Annotated in this window: 23 protein-coding genes; 1 reads left to right on the top strand and 22 read right to left on the bottom strand. The window is 36.3% G+C overall.

The genetic code is table 11. The features are described from left to right. Window positions 1-7: 7 nt before the first annotated feature. From BN3004_RS00250 to BN3004_RS00285, 8 genes are all read right to left on the bottom strand, one after another. Entirely contained in the window at window positions 8-1,087 is a 1,080-nt protein-coding gene (locus BN3004_RS00250) for an IS30 family transposase (RefSeq protein WP_058259272.1), read from the bottom strand. Window positions 1,088-1,153: 66 nt separating this feature from the next. Continuing rightward, window positions 1,154-1,561 (bottom strand): restriction endonuclease subunit S, encoded by a 408-nt coding sequence (locus BN3004_RS00255; protein ID WP_058259308.1) that lies wholly within the window; start codon window positions 1,559-1,561, stop codon window positions 1,154-1,156. Then, the gene (locus BN3004_RS00260) at window positions 1,554-2,564 is read right to left on the bottom strand and encodes a virulence RhuM family protein (protein ID WP_058259309.1); all 1,011 of its coding nucleotides are present in this window, start codon (window positions 2,562-2,564) and stop codon (window positions 1,554-1,556) included. Before BN3004_RS00260 ends, BN3004_RS00255 begins: the two co-directional genes overlap by 8 nt. Next, on the bottom strand, window positions 2,557-4,134 hold the full coding sequence (locus tag BN3004_RS00265) for a type I restriction-modification system subunit M (RefSeq protein WP_058259310.1): 1,578 nt from the start codon (window positions 4,132-4,134) through the stop codon (window positions 2,557-2,559). Before BN3004_RS00265 ends, BN3004_RS00260 begins: the two co-directional genes overlap by 8 nt. 130 nt (window positions 4,135-4,264) lie before the next feature. Continuing rightward, window positions 4,265-4,747 carry a dihydrofolate reductase gene (locus tag BN3004_RS00270; RefSeq protein ID WP_082244024.1) on the bottom strand — a complete coding sequence of 161 codons (483 nt, stop codon included), beginning with the start codon at window positions 4,745-4,747 and terminating at the stop codon, window positions 4,265-4,267. After that, entirely contained in the window at window positions 4,747-5,718 is a 972-nt protein-coding gene (gene pta / locus BN3004_RS00275; RefSeq protein WP_058259312.1) for a phosphate acetyltransferase, read from the bottom strand. Before pta ends, BN3004_RS00270 begins: the two co-directional genes overlap by 1 nt. Before the next feature lie 15 nt (window positions 5,719-5,733). Next, window positions 5,734-6,267 carry a chromate transporter gene (locus BN3004_RS00280; protein ID WP_058259313.1) on the bottom strand — a complete coding sequence of 178 codons (534 nt, stop codon included), beginning with the start codon at window positions 6,265-6,267 and terminating at the stop codon, window positions 5,734-5,736. 4 nt (window positions 6,268-6,271) lie between these two features. Continuing rightward, complete coding sequence (locus BN3004_RS00285) at window positions 6,272-6,796, bottom strand: chromate transporter (protein ID WP_058259314.1); 525 nt, start codon at window positions 6,794-6,796, stop codon at window positions 6,272-6,274. 136 nt (window positions 6,797-6,932) lie between these two features. Here BN3004_RS00285 and BN3004_RS00290 point away from each other — a divergent pair, with 136 nt between their 5' ends. After that, window positions 6,933-7,427, top strand: coding sequence for a flavin reductase (locus tag BN3004_RS00290; RefSeq protein WP_058259315.1), 495 nt, complete (start codon window positions 6,933-6,935; stop codon window positions 7,425-7,427). A 337-nt stretch (window positions 7,428-7,764) separates the two neighbouring features. Here BN3004_RS00290 and serS read toward each other — a convergent pair whose 3' ends face one another. From serS to BN3004_RS00360, 14 genes are all read right to left on the bottom strand, one after another. Next, window positions 7,765-9,042 (bottom strand): serine--tRNA ligase, encoded by a 1,278-nt coding sequence (serS, locus tag BN3004_RS00295; protein WP_058259316.1) that lies wholly within the window; start codon window positions 9,040-9,042, stop codon window positions 7,765-7,767. A gap of 11 nt (window positions 9,043-9,053) precedes the next feature. After that, window positions 9,054-9,968: an ATP-binding protein gene (locus BN3004_RS00300; protein ID WP_058259317.1), complete on the bottom strand. Its 915-nt coding sequence runs from the start codon at window positions 9,966-9,968 to the stop codon at window positions 9,054-9,056. Window position 9,969: 1 nt separating this feature from the next. Beyond that, on the bottom strand, window positions 9,970-11,031 hold the full coding sequence (locus BN3004_RS00305) for a DnaD domain protein (protein ID WP_058259318.1): 1,062 nt from the start codon (window positions 11,029-11,031) through the stop codon (window positions 9,970-9,972). After that, on the bottom strand, window positions 11,006-11,596 hold the full coding sequence (locus BN3004_RS00310; protein WP_058259319.1) for a GNAT family N-acetyltransferase: 591 nt from the start codon (window positions 11,594-11,596) through the stop codon (window positions 11,006-11,008). Before BN3004_RS00310 ends, BN3004_RS00305 begins: the two co-directional genes overlap by 26 nt. Continuing rightward, window positions 11,586-12,917 carry a replicative DNA helicase gene (gene dnaB, locus BN3004_RS00315; protein ID WP_058259320.1) on the bottom strand — a complete coding sequence of 444 codons (1,332 nt, stop codon included), beginning with the start codon at window positions 12,915-12,917 and terminating at the stop codon, window positions 11,586-11,588. Before dnaB ends, BN3004_RS00310 begins: the two co-directional genes overlap by 11 nt. Window positions 12,918-12,926: 9 nt before the next feature. Continuing rightward, window positions 12,927-13,370 carry a 50S ribosomal protein L9 gene (gene rplI / locus BN3004_RS00320; RefSeq protein WP_058259321.1) on the bottom strand — a complete coding sequence of 148 codons (444 nt, stop codon included), beginning with the start codon at window positions 13,368-13,370 and terminating at the stop codon, window positions 12,927-12,929. Further along, window positions 13,370-15,379: a DHH family phosphoesterase gene (locus BN3004_RS00325; protein ID WP_058259322.1), complete on the bottom strand. Its 2,010-nt coding sequence runs from the start codon at window positions 15,377-15,379 to the stop codon at window positions 13,370-13,372. Before BN3004_RS00325 ends, rplI begins: the two co-directional genes overlap by 1 nt. A gap of 1 nt (window position 15,380) precedes the next feature. After that, window positions 15,381-16,280 (bottom strand): DUF2232 domain-containing protein, encoded by a 900-nt coding sequence (locus BN3004_RS00330; protein ID WP_058259323.1) that lies wholly within the window; start codon window positions 16,278-16,280, stop codon window positions 15,381-15,383. Beyond that, window positions 16,280-16,951 (bottom strand): orotate phosphoribosyltransferase, encoded by a 672-nt coding sequence (pyrE, locus tag BN3004_RS00335; protein WP_349267116.1) that lies wholly within the window; start codon window positions 16,949-16,951, stop codon window positions 16,280-16,282. The genes BN3004_RS00330 and pyrE overlap by 1 nt, the downstream gene beginning before the upstream one ends. Further along, entirely contained in the window at window positions 16,948-18,228 is a 1,281-nt protein-coding gene (locus BN3004_RS00340) for a metallopeptidase TldD-related protein (protein WP_058259325.1), read from the bottom strand. Before BN3004_RS00340 ends, pyrE begins: the two co-directional genes overlap by 4 nt. Continuing rightward, window positions 18,228-19,652, bottom strand: a complete 1,425-nt coding sequence (locus BN3004_RS00345; RefSeq protein ID WP_058259326.1) for a TldD/PmbA family protein — start codon at window positions 19,650-19,652, stop codon at window positions 18,228-18,230. The genes BN3004_RS00340 and BN3004_RS00345 overlap by 1 nt, the downstream gene beginning before the upstream one ends. Beyond that, window positions 19,642-19,827, bottom strand: a complete 186-nt coding sequence (locus BN3004_RS00350; RefSeq protein ID WP_058259327.1) for a hypothetical protein — start codon at window positions 19,825-19,827, stop codon at window positions 19,642-19,644. Before BN3004_RS00350 ends, BN3004_RS00345 begins: the two co-directional genes overlap by 11 nt. Window positions 19,828-20,066: 239 nt before the next feature. Beyond that, entirely contained in the window at window positions 20,067-21,929 is a 1,863-nt protein-coding gene (locus BN3004_RS00355; RefSeq protein WP_058259328.1) for a hypothetical protein, read from the bottom strand. A gap of 12 nt (window positions 21,930-21,941) precedes the next feature. Then, entirely contained in the window at window positions 21,942-22,532 is a 591-nt protein-coding gene (locus BN3004_RS00360) for a hypothetical protein (RefSeq protein ID WP_058259329.1), read from the bottom strand. Window positions 22,533-22,550 lie beyond the last annotated feature (18 nt).

The raw sequence follows: 22,550 nt of genomic DNA on the forward strand, positions 1-22,550 counted from the left end.
TATTAAACTAGATACTTTTAAGCTGTTTTATTTCCTTTATGAACTCTTCTTTTGCAGTTTTGTAATTAAAGATTTTTCTTGGCAAATTATTCATCCACTCGTTTATTCTGTATATTTTTTCTTTTGATACTTCTTCTATTGATGTGCCTTTTTGTATAAATCTTCGTATTAATTTATGTTGACATTCACTAGTTCCTCTTTCCCATGATGTATATGGATGACAAAAATATATATCTACATATTCTGCTAATTCTGATAAGCTTGAAAATTCTGAACCATTATCTGATGTTATACTTTTAAATATTTCTTTGTTTAACTGCGCATTATCTTTTAAGAATTTAAGTCCAATGTCTACTGCATCGGGTGTTTTTCCATGTATTTTTATCAGCTTTTCATATCTTGTTTTTCTTTCTACTAATGTAAGTAGTACTGGATCTGTCTTTTTCTTTTTACCTATAACTGTATCTATTTCCCAGTGGCCGAATTCTTCTCTTGTTTGTATTTTATCTGGTCTTTCTTCTATGGATATGCCAAGCTTTTTCTTGTTTTGTCTTGTTCTTCTTGTGCTATTTTTGTTTTTTCTCTTTACTTTTTCTAGTAGATCTATATTTTTTGTTTTCATTAGTGACTTATTTATCCAGTTGTAGAGGCTTTTTGTTGATGGTATTTCTGATGATGGAAAGAGTCTATTTGCTTTTGCGTATCCAACACATACATCTGGAGACCATTTATCTTTTAACATTTTATTGTCTGCCCATTTAAGAAATTCGACTATATCTATATATTTTGGTCTTCTTCCGCAAGAAGATCTATTGTTTATATATACCTCATAATTAGTTAAGGCAAAGTATTTTTCATCGTAGTAAGTATATGTTTTGTTATTACTTTTTATTATTCTCTTTTGCTTTACTGTGCCTTTCTTTATTGCGTTGTTTATTGTCTGCGGGGCTCTATTTAGCCTTCTTGCTATCTCTCTGTTGCTATGTCCATCTATTTTCCATGCCTGTATTAATGACATTTCATGTAGTGATAGATGTGAATTTTTCTTGCGTTCTGTAAATTCTATGGTATAATTTATATGAGTCATGTGTACCTCCGTATAGTTGTTTTTTTGTTTGTTACTAATACTATACCATATGTACACATGATTTTTTTATTTGGTGGCTAAGTTAATTATACAATCTTCCGATATATAATAATATAAATATTTATAATTTAATATTTTTTCATCATTTTCAATCGCTGCTACTGATTGATTACAAGAAGTGTGAAATTCAACAACTGCACTTCTTCCTACTGTAGCTCCAGTCATTGCTAAAACAACACTGTTAGGTCTAATCATTTTGGCTGAAGATTTATTTAAACCTTCTTCAGTAATATTTCTTTCAGAAGATTTAATTACATTAAAATTTATTTCCCCTGATCTTATCCATGGAATGTCCCCATCATAGTATGAGCTAACAGAAGTTTTTGGTGTTCCACCTGCAAAACAATTAGCAACATCCCCAAGCTTTTTCCATTCAACTTTTTCATTTTTTAGCATTTCATCTATTTTACTCATCTTTACAACCCTTTTCTGCAATTTGATTTATATTTTTTATCTCATCTAAATAATCCTTCTCAACTTGTGTTAATGTTTTGTTTTTATACTTAATATATTCTGCTTTAACTTTCTTCTCCATTTGACTTCTTGATATCTTTCCCTTATCTGGAAGTAAATCTTCGCCATTTACTTTCAATATATCATAAGTATAGTCAATCCAATCATTCATAGTCATAGGAATCTCTTTCTTTGCTCTTACCTCAGCAAAATCTAAATAACCCGACACTAAAAGGTTCAACTTGCTTAGCTCATCTTCTTTTAAATAGTTTTTTGCAATCTTTGCTTCACTTAGAGTTGGTAGTTCTCCTTTAAAGTTAGTAAGACCCATAAAAACTTTTTCTGAATCTACTCTTTCAACAATCATCTCACTTGCTGTACTTTGATGTACCGCATAGTGCATCATATTTTGAATAGTAGCAAAAAACCACTTTGCCTCATCTTTATGTGCATCATAATCTATGCTTGTTGCGAATATATCAAGAATTTGTCTATAGAAAACTTTTTCAGATGATCTAATATCTCTAATTCTTTCAAGAAGCTCTTTAAAATATTTCCCACCACCAAAGTTTTTTAGCTTATCATCATCCATTGCAAATCCCTTGATAATATATTCTTTTAATACTGTTGTCGCATATTGTCTAAATTGTACACCACGAACAGACCTTACTCTATAGCCAATTGCTAAAATCATATCTAAAGAATAATAAGCTACGTTATGTTCTTGGGTTTTTTCAGTCATAGCGCCATGTTGAGTGGTTGTCAACTTATAGTTGACAACCACTTTTTCATCTAATTCACCATCATTGAAGATATTATTTATATGCTTACTAATATTTTGTTTAGTAGTTTGAAAAAGTTCAGCGATTTCATTTTGATTTAACCAAACTGTTCCGTCATCATATTTTAAATTAATTTTTGACTTACCATCTTCAGTATTATATATTATAATTTGATTATTCATCTTCAAGCTCCTTAACTATCGCATCTATCGAAGCTCTTAGCTCATCTATCTTTTTAACGGTCTCTTCTAGCTCTTTATTAAGTACTTTTATATTGATTTTCTCTCTAGTGTCTTCTTTTTCAACGTAAGTCGAAACTGACAGGTTATAGTCGTTCTCTTCCACTTCCTTAACATCGACGTATCTAGAGAAGTGTTTTACTTCTTTTCTATCGACAAACTCGTTTAAAATATTGTCAATATTTTTATCTTCTAAAATATTGTTATTTGTTTCTTTTTTAAATTCTTTTGAAGCATCTATAAATAAAATTTTGTTCTCCGTCTTATTCTTCGCCATAACTAAAACGCATGTGGCGATGGATGTTCCGAAGAACAGGTTTTCTGGTAGCTGTATAACGCAGTCGATGAAGTTATTGTCAACTAAATACTTACGGATTGTTTTTTCGGCACCTTTACGATAAAAAATGCCTGGGAAGCAAACTATGGCTGCTCTACCCTTACTTGAAAGGTAGCTAAGCGCGTGCATGATGAAGGCGTAGTCAGCGTATGACTTAGGCGCAAGCTTGCCTGCTGGTGCAAAACGCACATCATTAATAAGTGTCGGATCCTTGTCACCTACCCACTTAATTGAGTATGGCGGATTTGAGACTATGGCATCGAATGGCTTCTCATCGTTATGAAGCGGATTTAATAAAGTATCTCCTCTTTTGATGGAAAAGTTATTGTAATTAACATTGTGCAAAAACATATTCATACGGCAAAGGTTAAAGTTTGTCATGTTTATCTCTTGACCAAAGAATCCCTCGTCTATTATATGTGCATTAAACTGCTTTTTCATTTGAAGTAATAGACTCCCACTGCCACATGTAGGATCATACACCTTGTTAATGGCTGTCTTGCCTTGCATAACAAGTCTTGCGAGTAATTTTGAAACTGTTTGTGGCGTAAAAAATTCTCCGCCTGATTTTCCTGCGTTACTTGCATAATTAGAGATTAAATAAAGGTAGGCATCACCAAAGGCGTCTATATCGTTATCTTCGAAGCGGCCAAAATTTATGCTGTTTATACCATTCAAAATATCTCTAAGCCTTTTATTTTTTTCGGCAACTGTCGCACCAAGTTTATTGCTTGTAGTGTCAACGTCTTCGAATAGTCCTTTTATGTCATCTTCTGACCTAAAACCTATGGCACTTGCTTCTATGGCTTTAAAAATATTAGCAAGGTCTGTGTTAAGGTCTTCATTAGTGCCCGCATCTTTAACGACATTTTCAAATAATTGGCTTGGCAATATAAAGAAGCCTTTGTCTTCAACTGTATTTGGTCTAAAATACTTTTCTGCCTCTTCGTCACTTATCTGTGCATAATCAAAGTCTGGGTCGCCTGCTTCGTGCTCAGCATTGTTAAAAAATTCTGTGATATTCTCTGATATAAAGCGATAAAAAAGTATGCCTAGTATGTATTGTTTAAAGTCCCAGCCATCGACAGCACCACGCACATTGTCTGCGATGGACCAGATCTTCCTGTATAGCTCTGCTCTTTGAGATGTCTCGTTATTCTCTCTAATCTCTGCCATAATTCTCTCCTTATAATTTAATAAAGTTCTACACAAATCAATTATATCACATATAGCTAAGTTTTTACATAAAAAAAACGAACCGTGGAATATTTCCTTGGTTCGTTTAATATATAAGATTTTAGTATTATTATTTTCTTTTGTATCTTCTATACTCAAATTTCATATCTTGATAAGAGTATTCTTCGCTTGTTTGAACTAGCTCAAATGCTTCGTCCTTATCGAGGTTTCTCATCACAGTATCATAAGGCTCGAAGTCTTTCTTTATAAATGTAATCTCTGCCTCGTCCACCTTATCTATGAGCTGGTCTATAAGGCTTGCGCCGCCAACTAAGAAAATTTTCTTATCTGAAAATTTTTCTTTTATCATCTCTCTTAAATCGTCAAGGCTATGAGCAATGTGAGCTCCCTCCATCTCCTTAAGTGAGCGTGATACGATGATCGTTTCTCTGCCAGGAAGTGCGCCTGTCGCGTCAAAGGTTTTTCGTCCCATGACTAAGACGCCGCCCATGGTCATCTCTTTAAAGTGTTTGAGGTCCTCGGGTATCCTTGTTAGCATGTCTCCTTTGTAGCCAATCGCCCATTTGGCGTCGACTGCCATTACGAGTATCATTATAAAGCTTGTTTTGCTGTGATTAAAGCAAGTTTGTAAACGTCGTCTGAGTTACATCCTCTTGATAAATCGTTAACTGGGCTATTAAGTCCTTGAAGTATAGGTCCTATAGCGTCGTAGCCGCCAAGTCTTTGCGCAATTTTGTATCCGATGTTACCTGCTTCTAGTGATGGGAATATGAATACGTTCGCATGACCTGCGATGTCTGAGCCCTTTGCCTTCTTTTCAGCAACTGTTGGTACGAAGGCTGCGTCGAATTGAAGCTCACCATCTACGGGGATGGATGCGTCTTTTTCCTTAACTATTTCAAGTGCCTTGATAACTTTTTCTGTTTCGTCTGACTTAGCGCTGCCCTTTGTAGAGAAGCTTAATAGAGCGATCTTTGGATCAACGCCGAAGCTCTTTGCTGTTATATTTGATAGTATAGCTGTTTCTGCGATGTCATTTGAGTCAGGTGCGATGTTGATGGCGCAGTCAGCGAAGATATATCTTTCGTCGCCCTTAACCATAACGAAAACGCCTGAAGTTTTTTTGTATCCTTCCTTCATCTTAATGATTTGAAGTGCTGGTCTAACTGTATCGCTTGTTGCATGTGCAGCTCCTGATACAAGGCCATCAGCCTTATTCATATATACTAAGATAGTTCCGAAGTAGTTAACGTCCTTAAGAAGTAGCGCCTTAGCGTCTTCTAGAGTTATCTTGCCCTTTCTTCTTTCAAAGAACTTTTGAGCCATATCATCTATATCCTTAGCTTCAGCTGGATCGATGAAATTGATATTAGCAAGGTCCTTGCCTATAGCCTTAGCAGTTTCCTCTACCTCGCTTCTCTTGCCTAGAACTATTGGTTCTAAGATATTTTCTTCTTTTAATCTGAAAGCAGCCTTTAAAACTCTTTCATCTTCACCTTCTGGAAAAACAATCGATGGATGTTTTTCTTTTACTTCAACTTTTAATTCTTCAAATAAATCCATAATAACCTCCTATTTCTATTTATTAATAAATTTATCTTTGCTTAAGGCAATCACAACGCCGCCAATGATGACGAAGATGGGATTGACATCTAAAAACACTACTATTAAAAAAGCTAATATGCTTATTGCGTACTCGAACTTGTTTAGGTGAGCCTTTTCAACTAAGCCTACGAGCGCTGCAAATACTAGTGCGCACACAACTGGTCTAACGCCTTTGAAGGCTGCTTGCACATATGGACTATCTTGCACACCCATAAAGAAGTGCGATATGACTAGTATGATCATAAAGCTTGGCAGTACCGCACCAAAAAAGGCAGCGATCGCACCCCAAAAGCCATATATTCTGTAGCCAACTAGTATCGAGATATTTGCTGCGATAGGTCCTGGTGCTGTTTGCGCAAGGCTTATCGAGTCTATGTACTCTTCGTCTGACATCAGCTTTTTCTTTGTAACTATCTCACGCTCAATGATTGGCAGCATGGGAAAGCCGCCTCCTAAAGTGAAGGCACCTATTTTAAAAAACGTTATAAATAAATCAAGTATCTTCATCTCATCACCTGTAAATCACTATGCCGACTAAAAAGCCTACAGCCATAAGAAGTATGGGGTTAAGCTTTTTGACTCTAACTAATACAAAGGCAACGATGGCTATGATTATAGACTTGTAATCGATGATGGCGCCCTTGCCAATGGTAACGACTGCGGCTAGGACAAGCGCTAAGACGACTGGTCTTATGCCTCTAATCGATACTTTGATTGCATTTGAGTCTCTAAATTTGTTTATCGTCAAAAATATTATGCTCATGATGATAAAGCTCGGTAGTGTTACTCCAAGTGTTGCGACAACGCTGCCCCAAAAGCCTGCTAGCTTGTTACCGATGAAGGTAGCCGAGTTAACTGCGAAGGGTCCTGGCGTTGTTTGTGCTATGGCAACTATGTCGATGAAGTCAGAGTAGCTTATCCAATGAAGTCCATTGATGATCTCCTTTTCAAAAAGTGGCATCATAGCATAGCCCCCGCCGAAGCTAAAGAGGCCTATCTTGAAAAACACTAAAAATATTTCGACTAATAAATTCATATACTCACCAAAGATTATTATAACACAAAGAAAAATATTTTTCTAGACTAGCAATGTAAATTTTAAGTAATATATTCATGCTCTTTGTGATATAATTTATATAAGGGGTGATGGCATAAGCTTAAAAGCTATTGATATGAAGGAGTTGAAATTTAATCCGATGACGCTGATCGGCAAAGAATGGATGCTTGTTAGCGCTGGTAATGAGAAGTCGTTTAACACGATGACTGCGCAATGGGGCCACTTGGGCGCTATATGGAACGGCGATATGCCTACGGCGGTCATCTACTTAAGACCGCAAAGGTACACGAGGGTCTTTGTTGACAAGGAAAACTACTACACGCTAAGCTTTTTTGATGAAGCGTACAAAAAGGACTTAATGTACCTTGGCACTCACAGCGGACGCGATGAAGATAAGCTTGCAAAGACATCTTTGACGCCTGTCTTTAGTGACGAGAGCGTTTACTTTAAGGAAGCAAAGATGGTTTTGGTCTGCAGAAAAGTTTATAAAGGCGTTTTGCACGAGGAAAGCTTTATCGATCAAGACATACTTAAGAAGAATTATCCAGAGCATGACTTTCACCACGTTTACTTTGGTGAGATAGTGAAGGCTTATGTCAATGAAGACTAGATTCTAATCAATGTAAATTAAAAGAGCTATGCGTATCAAGTGATATACATAGCTCTAATTTGTTTTTTCTCTGTTTAGTTTTTAGCTTTCTTTGCTTATTTTACTTTCTTTACTTATTTTACTTTCTTTACTTATTTTGCCTTCTTTACTTATTTTGCCTTCTTTACTTATTTTGCCTTCTTTATCTTTTTTACCAAGTTTGCATTTTTACTTTGTTTAGCATTTTTGCTTTGTTTAGCATTTTTACTTTGTTTACTTATTTTACTTTCTCTATTTGTTTTGCCTATTTTAATTTTTTTGCTTAACTAATAGTTTTTACTTAGCTTACTCTTTTAAGCTATTTTTCTTTTTTAACTATGCGGTCCTTGCCAAAGTACTTTTGTAGTGCCTTTGGTATAGTGATCGAACCATCTTTATTTTGATAGTTTTCTACAAGTGCCGCAAATGTTCTTCCTACTGCAAGGCCTGAGCCGTTAAGTGTGTGAACGAAGTTTAATTTGCCATCTTCATTTCTATATCTAATGTTGGCTCTTCTTGCTTGGAAGTCCTCAAAGTTCGAGCAGCTTGATATTTCAACGTATCTGCCATAGCTTGGCATCCAAACTTCGATGTCATATGTCATTGCAGATGAAAACCCAAGGTCCCCTGTCGATAGTTGAACGACTCTGTAAGGTATTTCAAGCTTTTGAAGTACTGCTTCCGCATCGCCTAATAGCTTTTGTAATTCGTCGTAGCTTGTTTGTGGCTCTACGAACTTAACAAGTTCAACCTTATCGAATTGGTGGTTACGAATAAGGCCTCTGTTGTCTCTACCTGCAGCGCCCGCTTCTTGTCTGAAGCATGGTGTGTACTCAGTTATGTTTATAGGTAAGTCACTCACGTCAACTATTTCGTCTCTAAGCATATTTGTTAGAGGTACTTCAGCTGTTGGCACAAGGAAAAAGTCCTTTGATGGTAAGTAGAACATATCGTCTTCAAACTTTGGCAATTGTCCTGTACCTAGCATCGATGCTCTATTGACCATAAACGGTGTACTCATCTCAGTGTAATCTTGTTCAAGCGTATGAAGATCAAGCATGAATTGTATTAAGCTTCTTTCAAGTCTTGCTCCATCGCCTTTGAATATAGAAAATCTTGATCCAGATATCTTTCCAGCTCTATCAAAGTCAAGTATATCAAGATCTGTTCCTAAGTCCCAGTGAGCTTTTGGCTCGAAGTCAAACTCAGTTGGCGTACCATACTTCTTTACTTCGACGTTATCGCTATCATCCTTACCAAAGACAACCTCCTTGTTAGGAACGTTTGGTATGCTTAGTAGATAGTCAGCTATCTTCTCGTCGATTTCCTTAACTTTTGCATCATAATCTTTGATTTCATTTGATAGCTCTTTCATCTCTTCAAAGATTTGTGTGACATCTTCGCCAGCCTTCTTAAGCTTAGGCACTTCCTTCGAAATCGAATTTTGCTTTTGCTTCATAGTCTCAACAACTGTTAAAAGCTCTCTTCTCTTCTTATCTTCTTCAAGAAGCTCTTCGATTGGGAAGCATCCGTGTCTCTTTTTTAAAGCTTCTAAAACTTCTTCAGGATTTTTTCTGATTCTTTTTATATCTAGCATAAAATCACTCCTTATCTTAATCTTAAATCGCGTCCTTTAAAGCGATATATATAGTAATTTGACAGTATCCTCGACGATAGTCTCTCACCGTACTTTTCTTTTATAGCGTCAACATTTAAGTTACTTGTGATAAGCGTCTTTAGGTTTTTACTAAGTCTATAGTTAATCAAATCGAGTATAGACTTCGAGCTAATCTGTGTGTCTATCTCGGTTCCAAGGTCATCAATGATTAAAAAGTCCGTTTTGTAAAAGAGAACTCTCTTCGTTATTGCATCGCCATCTGCCTTAAATATAGCCTCATTTATGGTTTGGCACATCTCATAAGAACCGATGTATGTAACATTGACAAGCTTCTCTATAAGCCTCTTGGCTAGTGAAACTGCCATAAAGGATTTGCCCGTACCAACATCACCGAAAAAGAAGATGGATTTGTGTTCATAATGGAAATTATCTGCATAATCCTCAAGACTCTTCTTTATCTCAAGCATTTCATCTCTAATATCGTCTGTAAATATATTGGCATCGAAATTTTCAAAGCTCTTCTCCCTCATCTCAGTATTGAGTTCATTCGTCTCAAGCATTTTTTCTCTTAGCATCTCGTCAATGCAAGAGCATCTCTTCGACTGATATATGCCAGTGTCCTCACATTTTTCGCAGTCGTAGTGCACCTTGAAAGCATCTTCAAGCCCATAATCTTTGATTAGCTTTTGCTTTTTAGCTTCTATATTTAGTATCTTTTTATTAATATCTTCATAATTCGTAAAATTCATAGACGCAAAATCATTAAGCACTTCGTTCTTTTCATTTTCAAGGCTTAAAAGCTCTGGGTAGTTCTTGTATATAGCTTGGGCCCTTTCGCTTCTTTCTCTCTCTCTAATGTTCTTAATATTTGCTTTTTGTCTATAAACATCATCTAACAAAGTCATGCTACTTCCTCCAATTGCCTTCATAGGTATCGCTTAGGTAGTCGTCTGGGTATTCTCTCTCGTCAAAGTCCTTTGCCCTCGCCTTTGGCTTCTTAGTATTATTAGTTTTTCTGTCTGATCTATATAGCTCATTCGTTCTCTCAGCGTCTTCAACAGTCTTTATGCCTTCCTTGTGCCACGCCTCAAGTATTGCATCGAGGTAGGCTATAGAAGGTTTTGATGTATATATAAAGTTCTCGGCAGCCTTTAAGATGATGTCATTACCATAATCAAAGTCATCGTACCACTTGTCTATGATCTTCTTTTCAAAATCAGATACATTTTTAAATGGCATTGCTAGTGACTGCATAAGCTTATTGTAATTTCTCTGACTGTCATTCATCACGTTAAAATCGCTCATCACTTGAGAAAGGTTTGTGTAGCCCTTGTCGTACCAGTTCATGATGATGGTCTCAACATAAGCTGGCGACTTCTTCTTAAGTATATCATAAGCGTATGAGTAAGCGTGTGATATCATCTCGCAGCTGATGTTGTAGTCACGAAGCCACTTGATGATTTTGATCTTCTCTTGAGTGTTAAGCGGCCTTCTAACGATGTGAGCGACGTCTTGAAACATCTTTTTAACGCCTTCGTCCTTATTTACTTCTATAATTAATTTAGTGTCGCTGCTTAAATCATCTTCATCAATATCAATCTCGTCATCAAAAGTATTTTGGCTCACACTGCTTGTGCCCTTATCTGAAGAAGCCCCTCCAAGGTATAGCGCCTTTAAATCTTTAAAGATGACATCAAAGTTGTAGCTAAGGCCATCGTCCTCGAAGTCAACTATGCCAACCGATTTCCAAAACCTCCATGCATTGGCGACATCTATAACAGGAATTTTTAAAACTTCGGCTATCTTTTCATTGCTCGCCTCAACATCATCGTCTTGCGCAAATCTTAAAGCAAGGAGATATACCTTGACGAAAGTGCCGTCAGCTTGCGGCATAAACTCGCTTATGAAGATGTTATTAACTCTTGTATCTAATAAATTTGAATTAAATTTCTCTAGCGTGAAGCTCAAAAAACTCACCTCTCTTTATCTCGTAAGTATAGACAAATGACAAAAGCTCCTTGCCATCTTGTCTAAACTCATCTTGATGTTCTATGTATTCTTCTCTAGTCTTGTCAATGTCTTGAATGTTGTATGTATCTAAGTAGTAGGCCTTCTTCGTAAAGCCTAGCTTTTTATATAGGTGTATGGCCTTCTCATTAAAGGCGTTTACGTCAAGCCATATACTTCTCATCTTTAAATCAGTGAAAGCATAAGTCAAAAATTCTTCTAGTATCTTATAACCATGACCATGGTTTTGGTAGCGGGCATCCATAACTATGGATAGTTCTGCGCTTCTTAATATGTAATTTATCTTTTTTAAGCCGATGTAGGCAATGGCCTTGCCACAATAATAAATGGCGAAGTAACGTTTAAAGAAGCCCTTCTTCGTCTTGAGCCACGCTTTTACTTCCCAGTCCTCTTCATAGATGAAGTCGTAATCGTTTAAGAGGTAGTAGTTACCTCGCTCCCAGCCTCTAAACCTGTAGGCGTCTTCAAGCTCGAGTGGCTTTATCCTATACTCATTATCCTTCATAAGCCTTGTTCGAAACGTCAAAGAACCTTGTGTACTCATCCTTCCAGATTAAGTTAACCACGCCAATAGGACCGTTTCTGTGCTTCGAAACGATCACTTCTGCTAAATTTGGATTTTCTGTCTCTTTATTATAAACGTAGTCTCTGTAAAGGAACATAACTATGTCGGCATCTTGCTCTATGGCACCCGACTCTCTTAGGTCAGATAGCTTTGGTCTTTTGTCTGGTCTTTGTTCCAAGGCTCTCGATAGCTGTGAAAGTGCTAAAACTGGTACATCCAGCTCCTTCGCTATGGCCTTAAGGCCTCTAGATATTTGTGAAATTTCTTGAACTCTATTCTCAATCCTTTCGCCAGTCGTCATAAGTTGTAAGTAGTCGATAACAACTAGGTCTAGGCCCTCTTCCATCTTAAGTCGTCTTAGTTTTGCCTTAAGCTCTATTAGGGAAATGGCTGCCGTGTCATCGATATGAAGACTGTACTTTGATAGTTCATTCGATGCAGTAATCAAATTGACAAGATCTTGGCCTTCAAGCTCGCCTTTGAATAGACTCGATAAATTCATTTGTGCGAATGAGGCTAATATTCTTTGACCGATTTGCGTCTTACTCATTTCAAGTGAAAACATAGCGACTTTCTTGCCCGCTTTTGCCGCGTTTACAGCAAGGTTAACCGCAAGAGCTGTCTTACCCATAGATGGTCTCGCCGCTAATAGTACTAGGTCTGACTTTTGGAAGCCACCTAATAAGGAGTTAAGATCAGTAAAGCCTGTAGTTACACCACTTAGCTCGCCTCTGTTTTGAACCCTCTTCATAATTGTTTGAACTGTATCGCTCATAATTACATCAAGAGCAGTTAATGAGTTTCTTAGTCCTCCTTGAGAGATTTCAAAAAGTCCTTTCTCTGCCTTTTCAAGAACGTTCTTAGCAGGCGATTTATCTTCAAGCGACAAAGCCTTGATCTCATCTGAAAATTCTGCAAGGCTCCTAAGTATAGACTTTTCCTTAAGTATATCTATATAAGTATCTTGGTTCGAGCTAAGTCCTTCGTTGTTTGCATATATGCTAGCAATGTACTTAATCGTCTCAGCATCAACATTCTCACTAGTTTCAAGTGTCTCTGTTACTGTCAATAGGTCTATGGGCTTGTTTAAAGAGAATAAAGTCCTAATCGCATTGAATATCTTTCTATGAAGATCATTATAAAAATCCCCTTCATTAAGTCCTTCAATGGCCTTGACAGCAGCAGTCTTATTTTGCATAGCATTAGCTAAAACTTCCTGCTCAACTATTAAGTTGTTAGGTAATTCTCTTAAAACTTCCATAGTACTCCCCTATATACTTATATTTACTCTTAAATTAGCTGTGATTTGTGGATATAGTCTCAAAACGACAGTATATACACCTGCTTGTTTGATATTTTCCTTCATCTCTATCTTTCTTTTGTCGATGTCTAGGCCAAATTCTTCAAGTAAAGCCTTTTGTATGTCTTGTGAAGTAACTGCGCCAAATAATTTGCCAGTTGCTCCGCCTTCAGCCTTCATCTTTAAGACTTTCTTTTCTATATCTGCTTTGATTGCATTTGCTTCTTTAGTCTCTTGTTCAATCTTGGCCTTTAGTTCGGCTTGCTCTTCCTTCCATTGCTTAACGTTCTCATCTGTTGCTTCTAGAGCAAGTTTCTTTGGAAATAAGAAGTTTCTCGCATAACCGTCCTTGCTATTAACCATTTCGCCTTTTTTGCCAAGGCCCTTAACGTCTTCTATAAGTATAACTTTCATTATTTAACACCTTCTTCTTTCTTAGATTCATTTTCTTCGTCTTTATATTCTTTTATTTTTCTCTTTAGTTCTTCAACAGCCAAATCAACTGACAAGTCTATCCTAGTTGCGGCTTGATTCAAGTGTCCACCGCCACCAAGCTTTTCCATAATCAATTGTACGCTTATCTCACCAAGTGATCTAGCTGACACGTGCGTTTCGTTATTTGAGATTTTAACTGCAACGAAAGATGCCTTCATGCCATTGATGCTTAGCATCTCATCAGCCGCTTGTGCCGCTATAAGTATAGAGTTATCAACCTTATCTTCAAGTATACCTATGATGGTATCGTCCATAAATATTTCTGACTGTCTAACTATGTCAGCCCTATTCTTAATAACTAAATAATCTTCCTTAAAGTACTTCTTAACTACTTCTGGGTCAGCTCCGAACCTTCTTAGCATAGATGCCGCCTCGAATGTCCTTACGCCCGTTTGAACAGTGAAGTTCTTGGTATCAACAGTGATGCCAGCAAGTAGTGCCTCTGCCTCGAATTTACTTAAAACTACATTGTCAGTCATATATGTGAATAGCTCTGTAACAAGCTCAGACGTACTCGATGCATATGGTTCTAAGAAGACAAGTTCAGTCGATTCAATAAACTCGCCACTTCTTCTATGGTGGTCAATTACTACTCTGTCCTTTATTTGATCAACTAGGTCTGGTGCCTCGGAGATGGACTTCTTGTGATGATCGACAACTATTAGTAAAGTCTTTTCATCGATTAAGCCAATAAGTTCTCCCTCAGGCTTTACAACACCCTTTAGGCTTTCTTCCTCATTTATCCTTGCCATGATATTTCTAATACTCATATTGACCGAGTTAAGTGCGATATAAGGAGTTTTTCCTCTCATTCTAACAAGCTTCACTACGCCGATGGCTGAGCCGATCGCGTCCATGTCCGCATTTTTATGAGGCATGATAATTACGTTTGATGCATCATCAATAAGTGATCTAAGCGCGCCACCAACGACTCTTGCCTTAACCTTAGTAGTTTTTTCAACAGCCTTCGACTTTCCACCAAAGTACTCATAATTGTGTGCTCTTCTAAGAACAGCTTGGTCACCGCCTCTACCTAAAGCTATGTCCATGGTATTTCTAGCGATTTCGTATTGCTCAAGAGGCGTCTCTCCATCAGTAGTCGCCGCAATTGAAAGAGTTAGTGGTATTATGCTTTGTACCTTTAAATCACGAACCTTGTCAAGAATGTCAAACTTCTTTTGTATAATCTTTTGAAGATTTTCATTATTTGCGATTATTAAATATCTGTCGTCATCATATTTTCTAACAGTCGCATCATAGCCATTGAAGTAGTTAATAATTTCAGTCTCAACATTACCAGTGATAGTCGCTCTAAGGCTGTCTTCAACACTGCTTTTAACTTCATCGAGGTTATCGATGTAAAGAAGTATAGTCGCTATCTTTTCCTTGTCAATAGTGTCCTTCGCTTCTTTAAGGTCAGTTCTGTTAATCCAGTAAAGAAGAAGCATCTCTCCATCCTTACTGTCTTTCGATTTTACCTTATTCACATAAACTTGATAATAATTATCTCTGTATAATATCTTTAATGGTTCATCGCCTGCACCTAATATCTCATTAAGGTTTAGTGACGATATAGCGTCAAGTATGTTGTTCTCTGGCTCATCTTCAATTTCAAGCATCTTTATAAATTTACTGTTATACCAGTTAATTTCACCGTCTTGCTTAATTATAACCATAGGGAACGGCATCTTAAATACCGCTTGCTTTGTTAATGAGTCTATGGTCTCCTCAATATTTTCAAAGTTCTTTTGTCTAAGTGTAGTTTGGTCTTCAAAGTTTTGTAAAAACCTAACGTGCAGTGAGACAAAGATGACAAGGGCGATAAAGCCGATGATGATGTTTAGTATCATGAGCATTATGACAAGAACTAGCTCAAAAATTACCTCTATTAAATTTTCTTTAACGTATACTTCGATTTTTTTGAACATTTTACGCACCCCTTATCCTTGTAGTTCCATCAATAAAGCCGAATATAATATTCATGAAAAACATAATTCCTACAAAAAATATTGAAAATGCAAAGTAAAAATTTGCCGCCGTCTTCTTTTTGTAACGTATCTTTAATAAGAACATTACAAAAGACAGACCTTGTATAGCAAAACTCATGAATATCATCAAAGATATATTGTCAACTATAAGCTGATTTATACCTAAATTTGTTAGCATAAATATCACTAAGATTGCTAGCATTAAGTAAAATGCTGATTTCTTTAGCTTTAAAGCCTCTACGAATGGCTCTGTAATATTGACGTCGCCTCTTTTCCTGATTATATAATGAGGCAGTTTTAGAGCTATAAATGACGCAATAAATGCTAGTAAAAAGACAGTGCTAGCTAAGTATTTCTTAAACTCTTGATAAGCCATCACAACCATGTCCTTGTCAAAGACAAGGTCGCCCTCGTAAGAGCTCACGAGCTCCATCTGCTTATCGAGTCTTGCGTTGAACGCGTCGATGAGATTTACATCGAAAAACTCTCTTAAGGCTATTATATATATTATGCTCGAGACAACCAATGTTAGTGTCATGGCTATAAGTAGCTTGTCGCCCCTCATATTGTTTTTAATCAGCTTAACCGCAATTATTAAGAATGGCAGTCCAAGTATGGCCTTTTCAAATATAAAGACCGGCTCTAGAAATATTACCAAGACGCCAAGTGAAGCCATGTAAAGATATATAGAACTGTAGTCCTTATTCGCGATTGAGTTCATTAGGTAAGCGCCAAGCACAAGTGGCATCGCAAACACGCCTAGGTACCTAGTTAATAGCATAGTCAAAGTTAAAATTACGAATGTTATGGCCGTCTCAAGATTTTTATTCTCTATCTGCATTATCTTTCCTTATAAGTATCAAGATGCTTCATGATCTTTGCGTACATCTCTTCATCTATATATACTTTGCCATCTATCTCTTTATTTCTTAAGTAATCAGCGATGAACTTTATATCAAGTATCGAATAAACTTTAACACCATAATCGTCTTCAAGCTCGTGAATAGCTGACTTGTCGCCAGTACCTCTCTCCATCCTATTAACAGAGATAATCAGAGCCTTAACTTTTGCATCATAGTTTTTAAGTATATCGATGGATTCTCTAACAGCAGTTCCTGCAGTGATTACGTCCTCGATGATAACTACATCTGAGTCAGCATTTGGAGTCTCTCCAACGAAAATACCTTTTTCGCCGTGATCCTTTGCTTCTTTTCTGTTAAATGAATAGCCAATCTCAAGGCCATAGTTCTTGTAAAGACTTACAGCACAAGAAACTACTAGCGGTATACCCTTATATGCTGGACCAAATAGCAAAGGCTTATCTAATTTAATATTGTCCATATAAGCTTTGGCATAAAAATCGCCAAGCTTTGCTATCTCTTCAGAATTGTTAAAAAATCCTGTGTTTATGAAGTATGGACTCATCCTTCCAGACTTAGTCTTGAAGTCGCCAAACTTTAAAACGTCCGATTTAAGCATTAAATGTATAAAATCTTCTTTGTATGACATTATCCTATGTTCACATCCTTAATTAAAATATACTTTGGTCCATAGTAATTATCTATATGAATCATCTCTTTAGAAAAATACATATCTAAGCCTTTTTCCATGATATTAGCAGAAAAAGCGCCGTTGTTGATGATCTTTGTTTCTTTGCCGTCATAGTACTTGGCAAGTCTAAACTCGCCGCCAAATATACCGATGGAAGCATCTGCTTGAAAGCTTGAGAAACTCTTTATTTCAAGGTGTCTAGTCTTTCTCATCTCATCAATTGACATAGAGCCTGGAGCTACTTCGATATTTACTAAATTACCTGTAGCTTCAATGCCCATGTATGAGGCGAATCTTTGACCGGCAGCTACGTTTATCATCTTGCCATCCTTAAATATTTGTGTTTCTTTTAGCTTAACGCCGTCACTATCGTATTTGCTATTGTGAACGGAGCCTTCAATTTCAGGCTTTAGAGTGATATTTACAAGATCCCCCTTAGCACCTTTATGAGCCTCTTCATTTAATTTTAGCTTATTAAGCTTCATGTAGTGAGTAGGGCCGCTTGCTTGATAATCATAAAAGTTAAAGAAGGCTGGAACATCAAGGCCAGTGATGATTACATCAACTGCTTCGATAGGCTCAGCTGGCTTAGACATAGCTCTGTCCTCTGCCTCTTTAAGCTCTTCGTAAATATTTTCTTCAAATTCTTTTTCATTTAGCTTAGAAAAAGTAAACATTCTGTAAACTTCAATCGAGCCCGCTTCTCCACACGCATCAGCAATTGATTCAACAATTATCTCGCTCTTTTTAGACTTGCAGTCGCAGCCTTTTGAGTTCACAAGATTTTCTTCTATATTATTAACAAATATTTCGCATGAGTTTATCTTAGATTTAGTTCCATAGTCCTTATAAACTATGTCCTTCACCTTTTTTATAGTCTCAAGCTCATCTATATATGCTTTTTCATCTACTAATTCAGTGCCTTCAGCTAAAGGAAAGTGCTTGTTCTTTATGAATTTTGCTCTTTCATAAGCAAGAGATACTTTTCTTGCAATTTCTTCATCACTATCCGATGGAGCTGTGTTAAATGAAGAGTCTCCTCTAAATTTTTTGCCATCTTCTTCAGTATCAGCATATATAGTCACGCTCACGTCATCAGTCTCAACGCTTCTGTCCATATCTACCGCATCTCTTATTAAGAAAAGCTCCTTGCTAGATGTTTTCTTCCTAATTAACTTAAAATCAGAGATTTCTTTATTTTCTTTTATTATATCGATAATATTTTTAATTCTGTCCATTAGCTTAATCTCCCCTTAAATTTTAAGTAGCTGCCACCAGTTGAAGTCTTAACCCATTCCTTATAGCCTTTGCCGCAGTAACCAGAGCCATTCATTTCAATTTCTCCAGAAACCATGGATATAGACTCAAGCACATCAGGTACATAGCCTGTTAATGTCGCTGGGCTAAATACTTTTCCAGTTAATTTACCGTCCTTTATCTCTCTTGCCTTCATAGCAGTACATTGAATTCCCCAGTTCTTAGGGTCTTCCATACCATTGTTCATGCCGTCAAGTAAAAATCCGTAGTCAATGGACTTGATCATATCGTCAACGCTGTCTTTACCGCCTTCAAAGAAAGTGTTTGTCATTCTTGTATAAGCCTTTCTTCTGAAAGATTCTCTCTTGCCGTTGCCTGTTGGCTTCACGCCTAAAGACATTGCAGATAGCTTATCAGCCATACCTCTTCTAAGTATACCATTTTCAATAATAACAGTGTCAGACGCTAAAGTGCCTTCGTCGTCAAAGCTATAGCTTGAGCATTCGCCAATGGCTGTGGCGCCGTCATGCATTGTAGTTATGTCACTTGCCACTCTTTTATTGACATAGTCCTTTGCCAAAGCTCTGTCCTTAACAAACATATCCATCTCTACTCCATGGCCAAAAGCCTCATGAGCAAGTAAACCTGTGATGTCTGGCGCACTAATTAAATCATAGTAGCCAGGTTTAACAAGTTCTGAGCCAAGAAGTTCAATCGCATTATGAACCACTTCTTTATAGATATTGTCAAGCTCCTTAAGTACTTCCAAACCGCCTAAACTGCTAACGCTCTTGTAATCATATCTAAAGTCGTCGTCCTTTTGAACGTCAGCTTCAGCCATAACGCTAGTAAAAGTATATGCTTGATTTAAGCACATCTTTTTAGAAACAAAAAGCTTTCTAACTTCAGTTTCTATGTACATAGCTCTCGCAGAAACAACAAGATCAGACTCTTTAAGCATCTTATCCTTAATTTCTGTTAAGTAATTTATCTTCTCTTGAACGCTCATCTCATCAAGAGAAATTTCTAAATCAGATGAAAAATCCTTAATAAATTCTTCCTCATCGATTAAAGAATATTTTCTCATAGAGAAATTGTTCTCTTTATAAAATTTATAATTTTCAGTAATTTCTTTTTTTATCATCTCGTAAAGCTCTTCTGGGCTTTGAAGCTTATCAAAAGAAACTTCACCATAATAATCATTATTATATACACGTGCTACAAAGCCTCTCTCACTGTCCATGCCTTCGCCAACACGTGTTATGCTCTTTGACACCATGTAATTAGTAGAGTCAGTATCAGTAGCTAATATCGATACATAGTCAAAGTCCTTGCTAAGTAAGTCAACTGTCTTTACAAGACATTCCTTTGCATCAACTAAGAACTGTGATAATTTATTTTTCATCAGTCTTTTTCTCCTTTCTCTCAGGCTTACTTGTGCATAAGCCAACGATTAAAAGAATATCAACTATAACTAGCACTGGAACAGTATACGCAGCTATTGGTTTGTATACTACATTAGCTATAGTGAATGCTAGTAAAATAATAAATGCTGTTTTAATTAAATATTTTCCGTTCATACTTCCACCTCTTAAGACATTATATCACATATGAAAGTTATTTATCAATAATAATTATATTTATATTAAAAAGCCTTTCTCTTAATCGTCAAGACATATCTTACACTTAGAAAAATATTATTTTAAAAGCTTGCTTTGGCGTTTTAAAATAATATTTTGAAACGCTTTTGACATAAAAAAAGAACATCGAATCATGTTCTATGTGCTATGCTTATTTAATCCTCTCTAATATTTGTGTTTTACTTCTTAAAATTTGGTCTTGAGAAGCTGTCCTCCCACATGTTGCCGACTATCTTGATTGAGCCGGTGTTATATGCATCAATCGTAAAACCATTTCTTATATATGTTCTGTTAATCGAGTATATGTCATACATAGTTCCAGATGGATAGTCCAAGTGAACATAGTGTAGAGGTGCTTGCTTGTATGCTGGTATCAAATTAGGTTCCCCTTTAGTAACCCAGTATGCATGGTAGTATTTGTTTGGATCACTTTGTGCTTCAAATTGAGTCTCCATGTTTATAGCTTTGCCCTTATAAATGATTTTTTCTCCACTTACACTTGAATCCTTTGTATATGGTCTTATTCTCAATAGGCTTGAATCATCTTTAGTCTTTGATACAAATTTAGATATAGCGTTCTTATTAAATTCACTCTTAATTTTATTTGCTTTTATTCTTTCTTCAATGTATCTTGAATCTTTTGAAGATGATCTCTCTGGTGCATTCTTTGCTCTGTCATATTGAACATTTGGGTCAAAGTATTCTGTTTGCGATTTAATGTTGCCCATTAATTTAAGTGCTGTGGTCTTATTTGGTCTTATTACATCAGATTCACTCTTGAATTGTGGTTCATCATAGTCAGTAACTATCTTCCACTTGTCTCCGCTGTATTTGAAACCATAACCAGATTTCATTTTTTGAGTGTCTTTGCTGTTTGGTACTGGTGTTAGCTTTGCCTTGTCTGTTAATCTCTTAGCAGATGCGTGGTACTCATTGCCTACACCTATTCTATATCTCCATTTTACACGAGGTGCATATTCTGGTGGTATTTCACCTGCTGGTCTTGTTATTTGAGTTTCACCGTCATTCCATTCCTGTATTTGATTATCATCTTCTAAGTAGCAACAAGTTTTCCAACAAGTTTTTGGAACATATACATCTTTCATTATTTCATCACCATATTTATCATATCTACCAGTTCCTTCTTCTTCCCATTCACCACATTCATATGGATGACAATCTTCAATACGTACCCTTTCTCTACCATATATTTCTCTTACCTGTTTATGTTGTCTTCTTATATGTTCCGTAATTTTATATCTAGGTTCTACAAGTAACTTATATCTCATTCCGCATTCAATATTAGTTGAACGTAAATCTTTCCACACCTTTCCGTCTAAATATCTATGAGTAACTATAGGGTTTGGTGCTTTGTTATAAATATTGATATTAGATCCATTATATTTTTTAACCACTGTATCGTTTATCGCTTCTTTCTTCCTTACATACTCTATTGATTCTGGTAAAAAGCTATTTGGTCTATACTCTCTGTCTTCCCAAGAGTCTAATTCTACTGTGTAATATTTATTATCTCTTGTTTTAATTGGTAAACCAGATGATATTACACCCTCTTGGAATGGATTCCAGAACCTATCTTCAGTTTGAAACTTACTTGTCCACAGTTCTTCATTAAATTGAGTTACTAGTGATGGTACTTTGTCTTGCATATTCTTTTGATTTGCTTTTATTGTTCCTGAATATTTTTTAAGTGTTTCTGCAGTTTCAAAATTAAGAAGATTCTTATCATTTTGTTTACAATAATCCTCGTCTTTTATCATTGGTTCTGTAGGTACAGGGTCTCTTGTTGTATATGATGATATTGGAATGTCTTTTGTATATGCTTTACATGCCCCTGGACTAGGGTTTGGTATGCTATTATAACAATTTCCTGGTTTTGTTGGTTTAGGCATTGATGCAAATCTTTCACATAAGTCCCATCCTGGGTCTCCTTTACATACTTTTGTTGGTGGTCTGTTAAATTTTAATACTTGAGTAATTTGAGGTGCAATTTGTTGCTCTGCAGAAATTCTAAATAAAGTCATAGCATCCTTTTCTCATATATTTTTTGTAAAATCATCATATGCTTTTGTACCTGGTTTTAAAGTTGTAGAATGTCGTGCAACTTCTTCAGGGCTTGGTGTTTTTCCTTGTTCTTCACATGCTATCATATACTCAGCTGCATTTTTATACATTATTGCTGCCTCGGACTCAGTTCCAGTCACTACACCTTCAGCTTTCACTGTGGTACCATCAATTTTTGAATTTTTAGCGTATGAATCAGGATCCATGTTTGGGTAATCAACTGTATCATGGTTATGTGTTTCACTATTCCTTTTATCCATTACAGCATCCATATCTGCTTGCATTGTACTAGTATCTATGTTCTTATCAGTTAAATTAAATACAGTTTTAACAATAGGCCTTCCGTCGGCTTGAAACCCTACAACTTCAGCATAACCTTTTCCTACCGGTGTTTCTGCTGGTGCCCTATCATGTAGCTTTGGAGGGTTGTTTTTAAATTGGTAGTTAATACGTGTCTCAACAACATCACCAGGAATTTCAATACAGTTCTCTGCTTTTACTGTACTTATTGTACTAAAAAACAGCATCGTGAAAATCACAAATGCCGTTATATATCTTCTCATATTAAATTCACTCCTTTT

Origin of the sequence: Fenollaria timonensis (assembly GCF_001457835.1) — a bacterium.
Lineage (GTDB): Bacteria > Bacillota > Clostridia > Tissierellales > Peptoniphilaceae > Fenollaria > Fenollaria timonensis.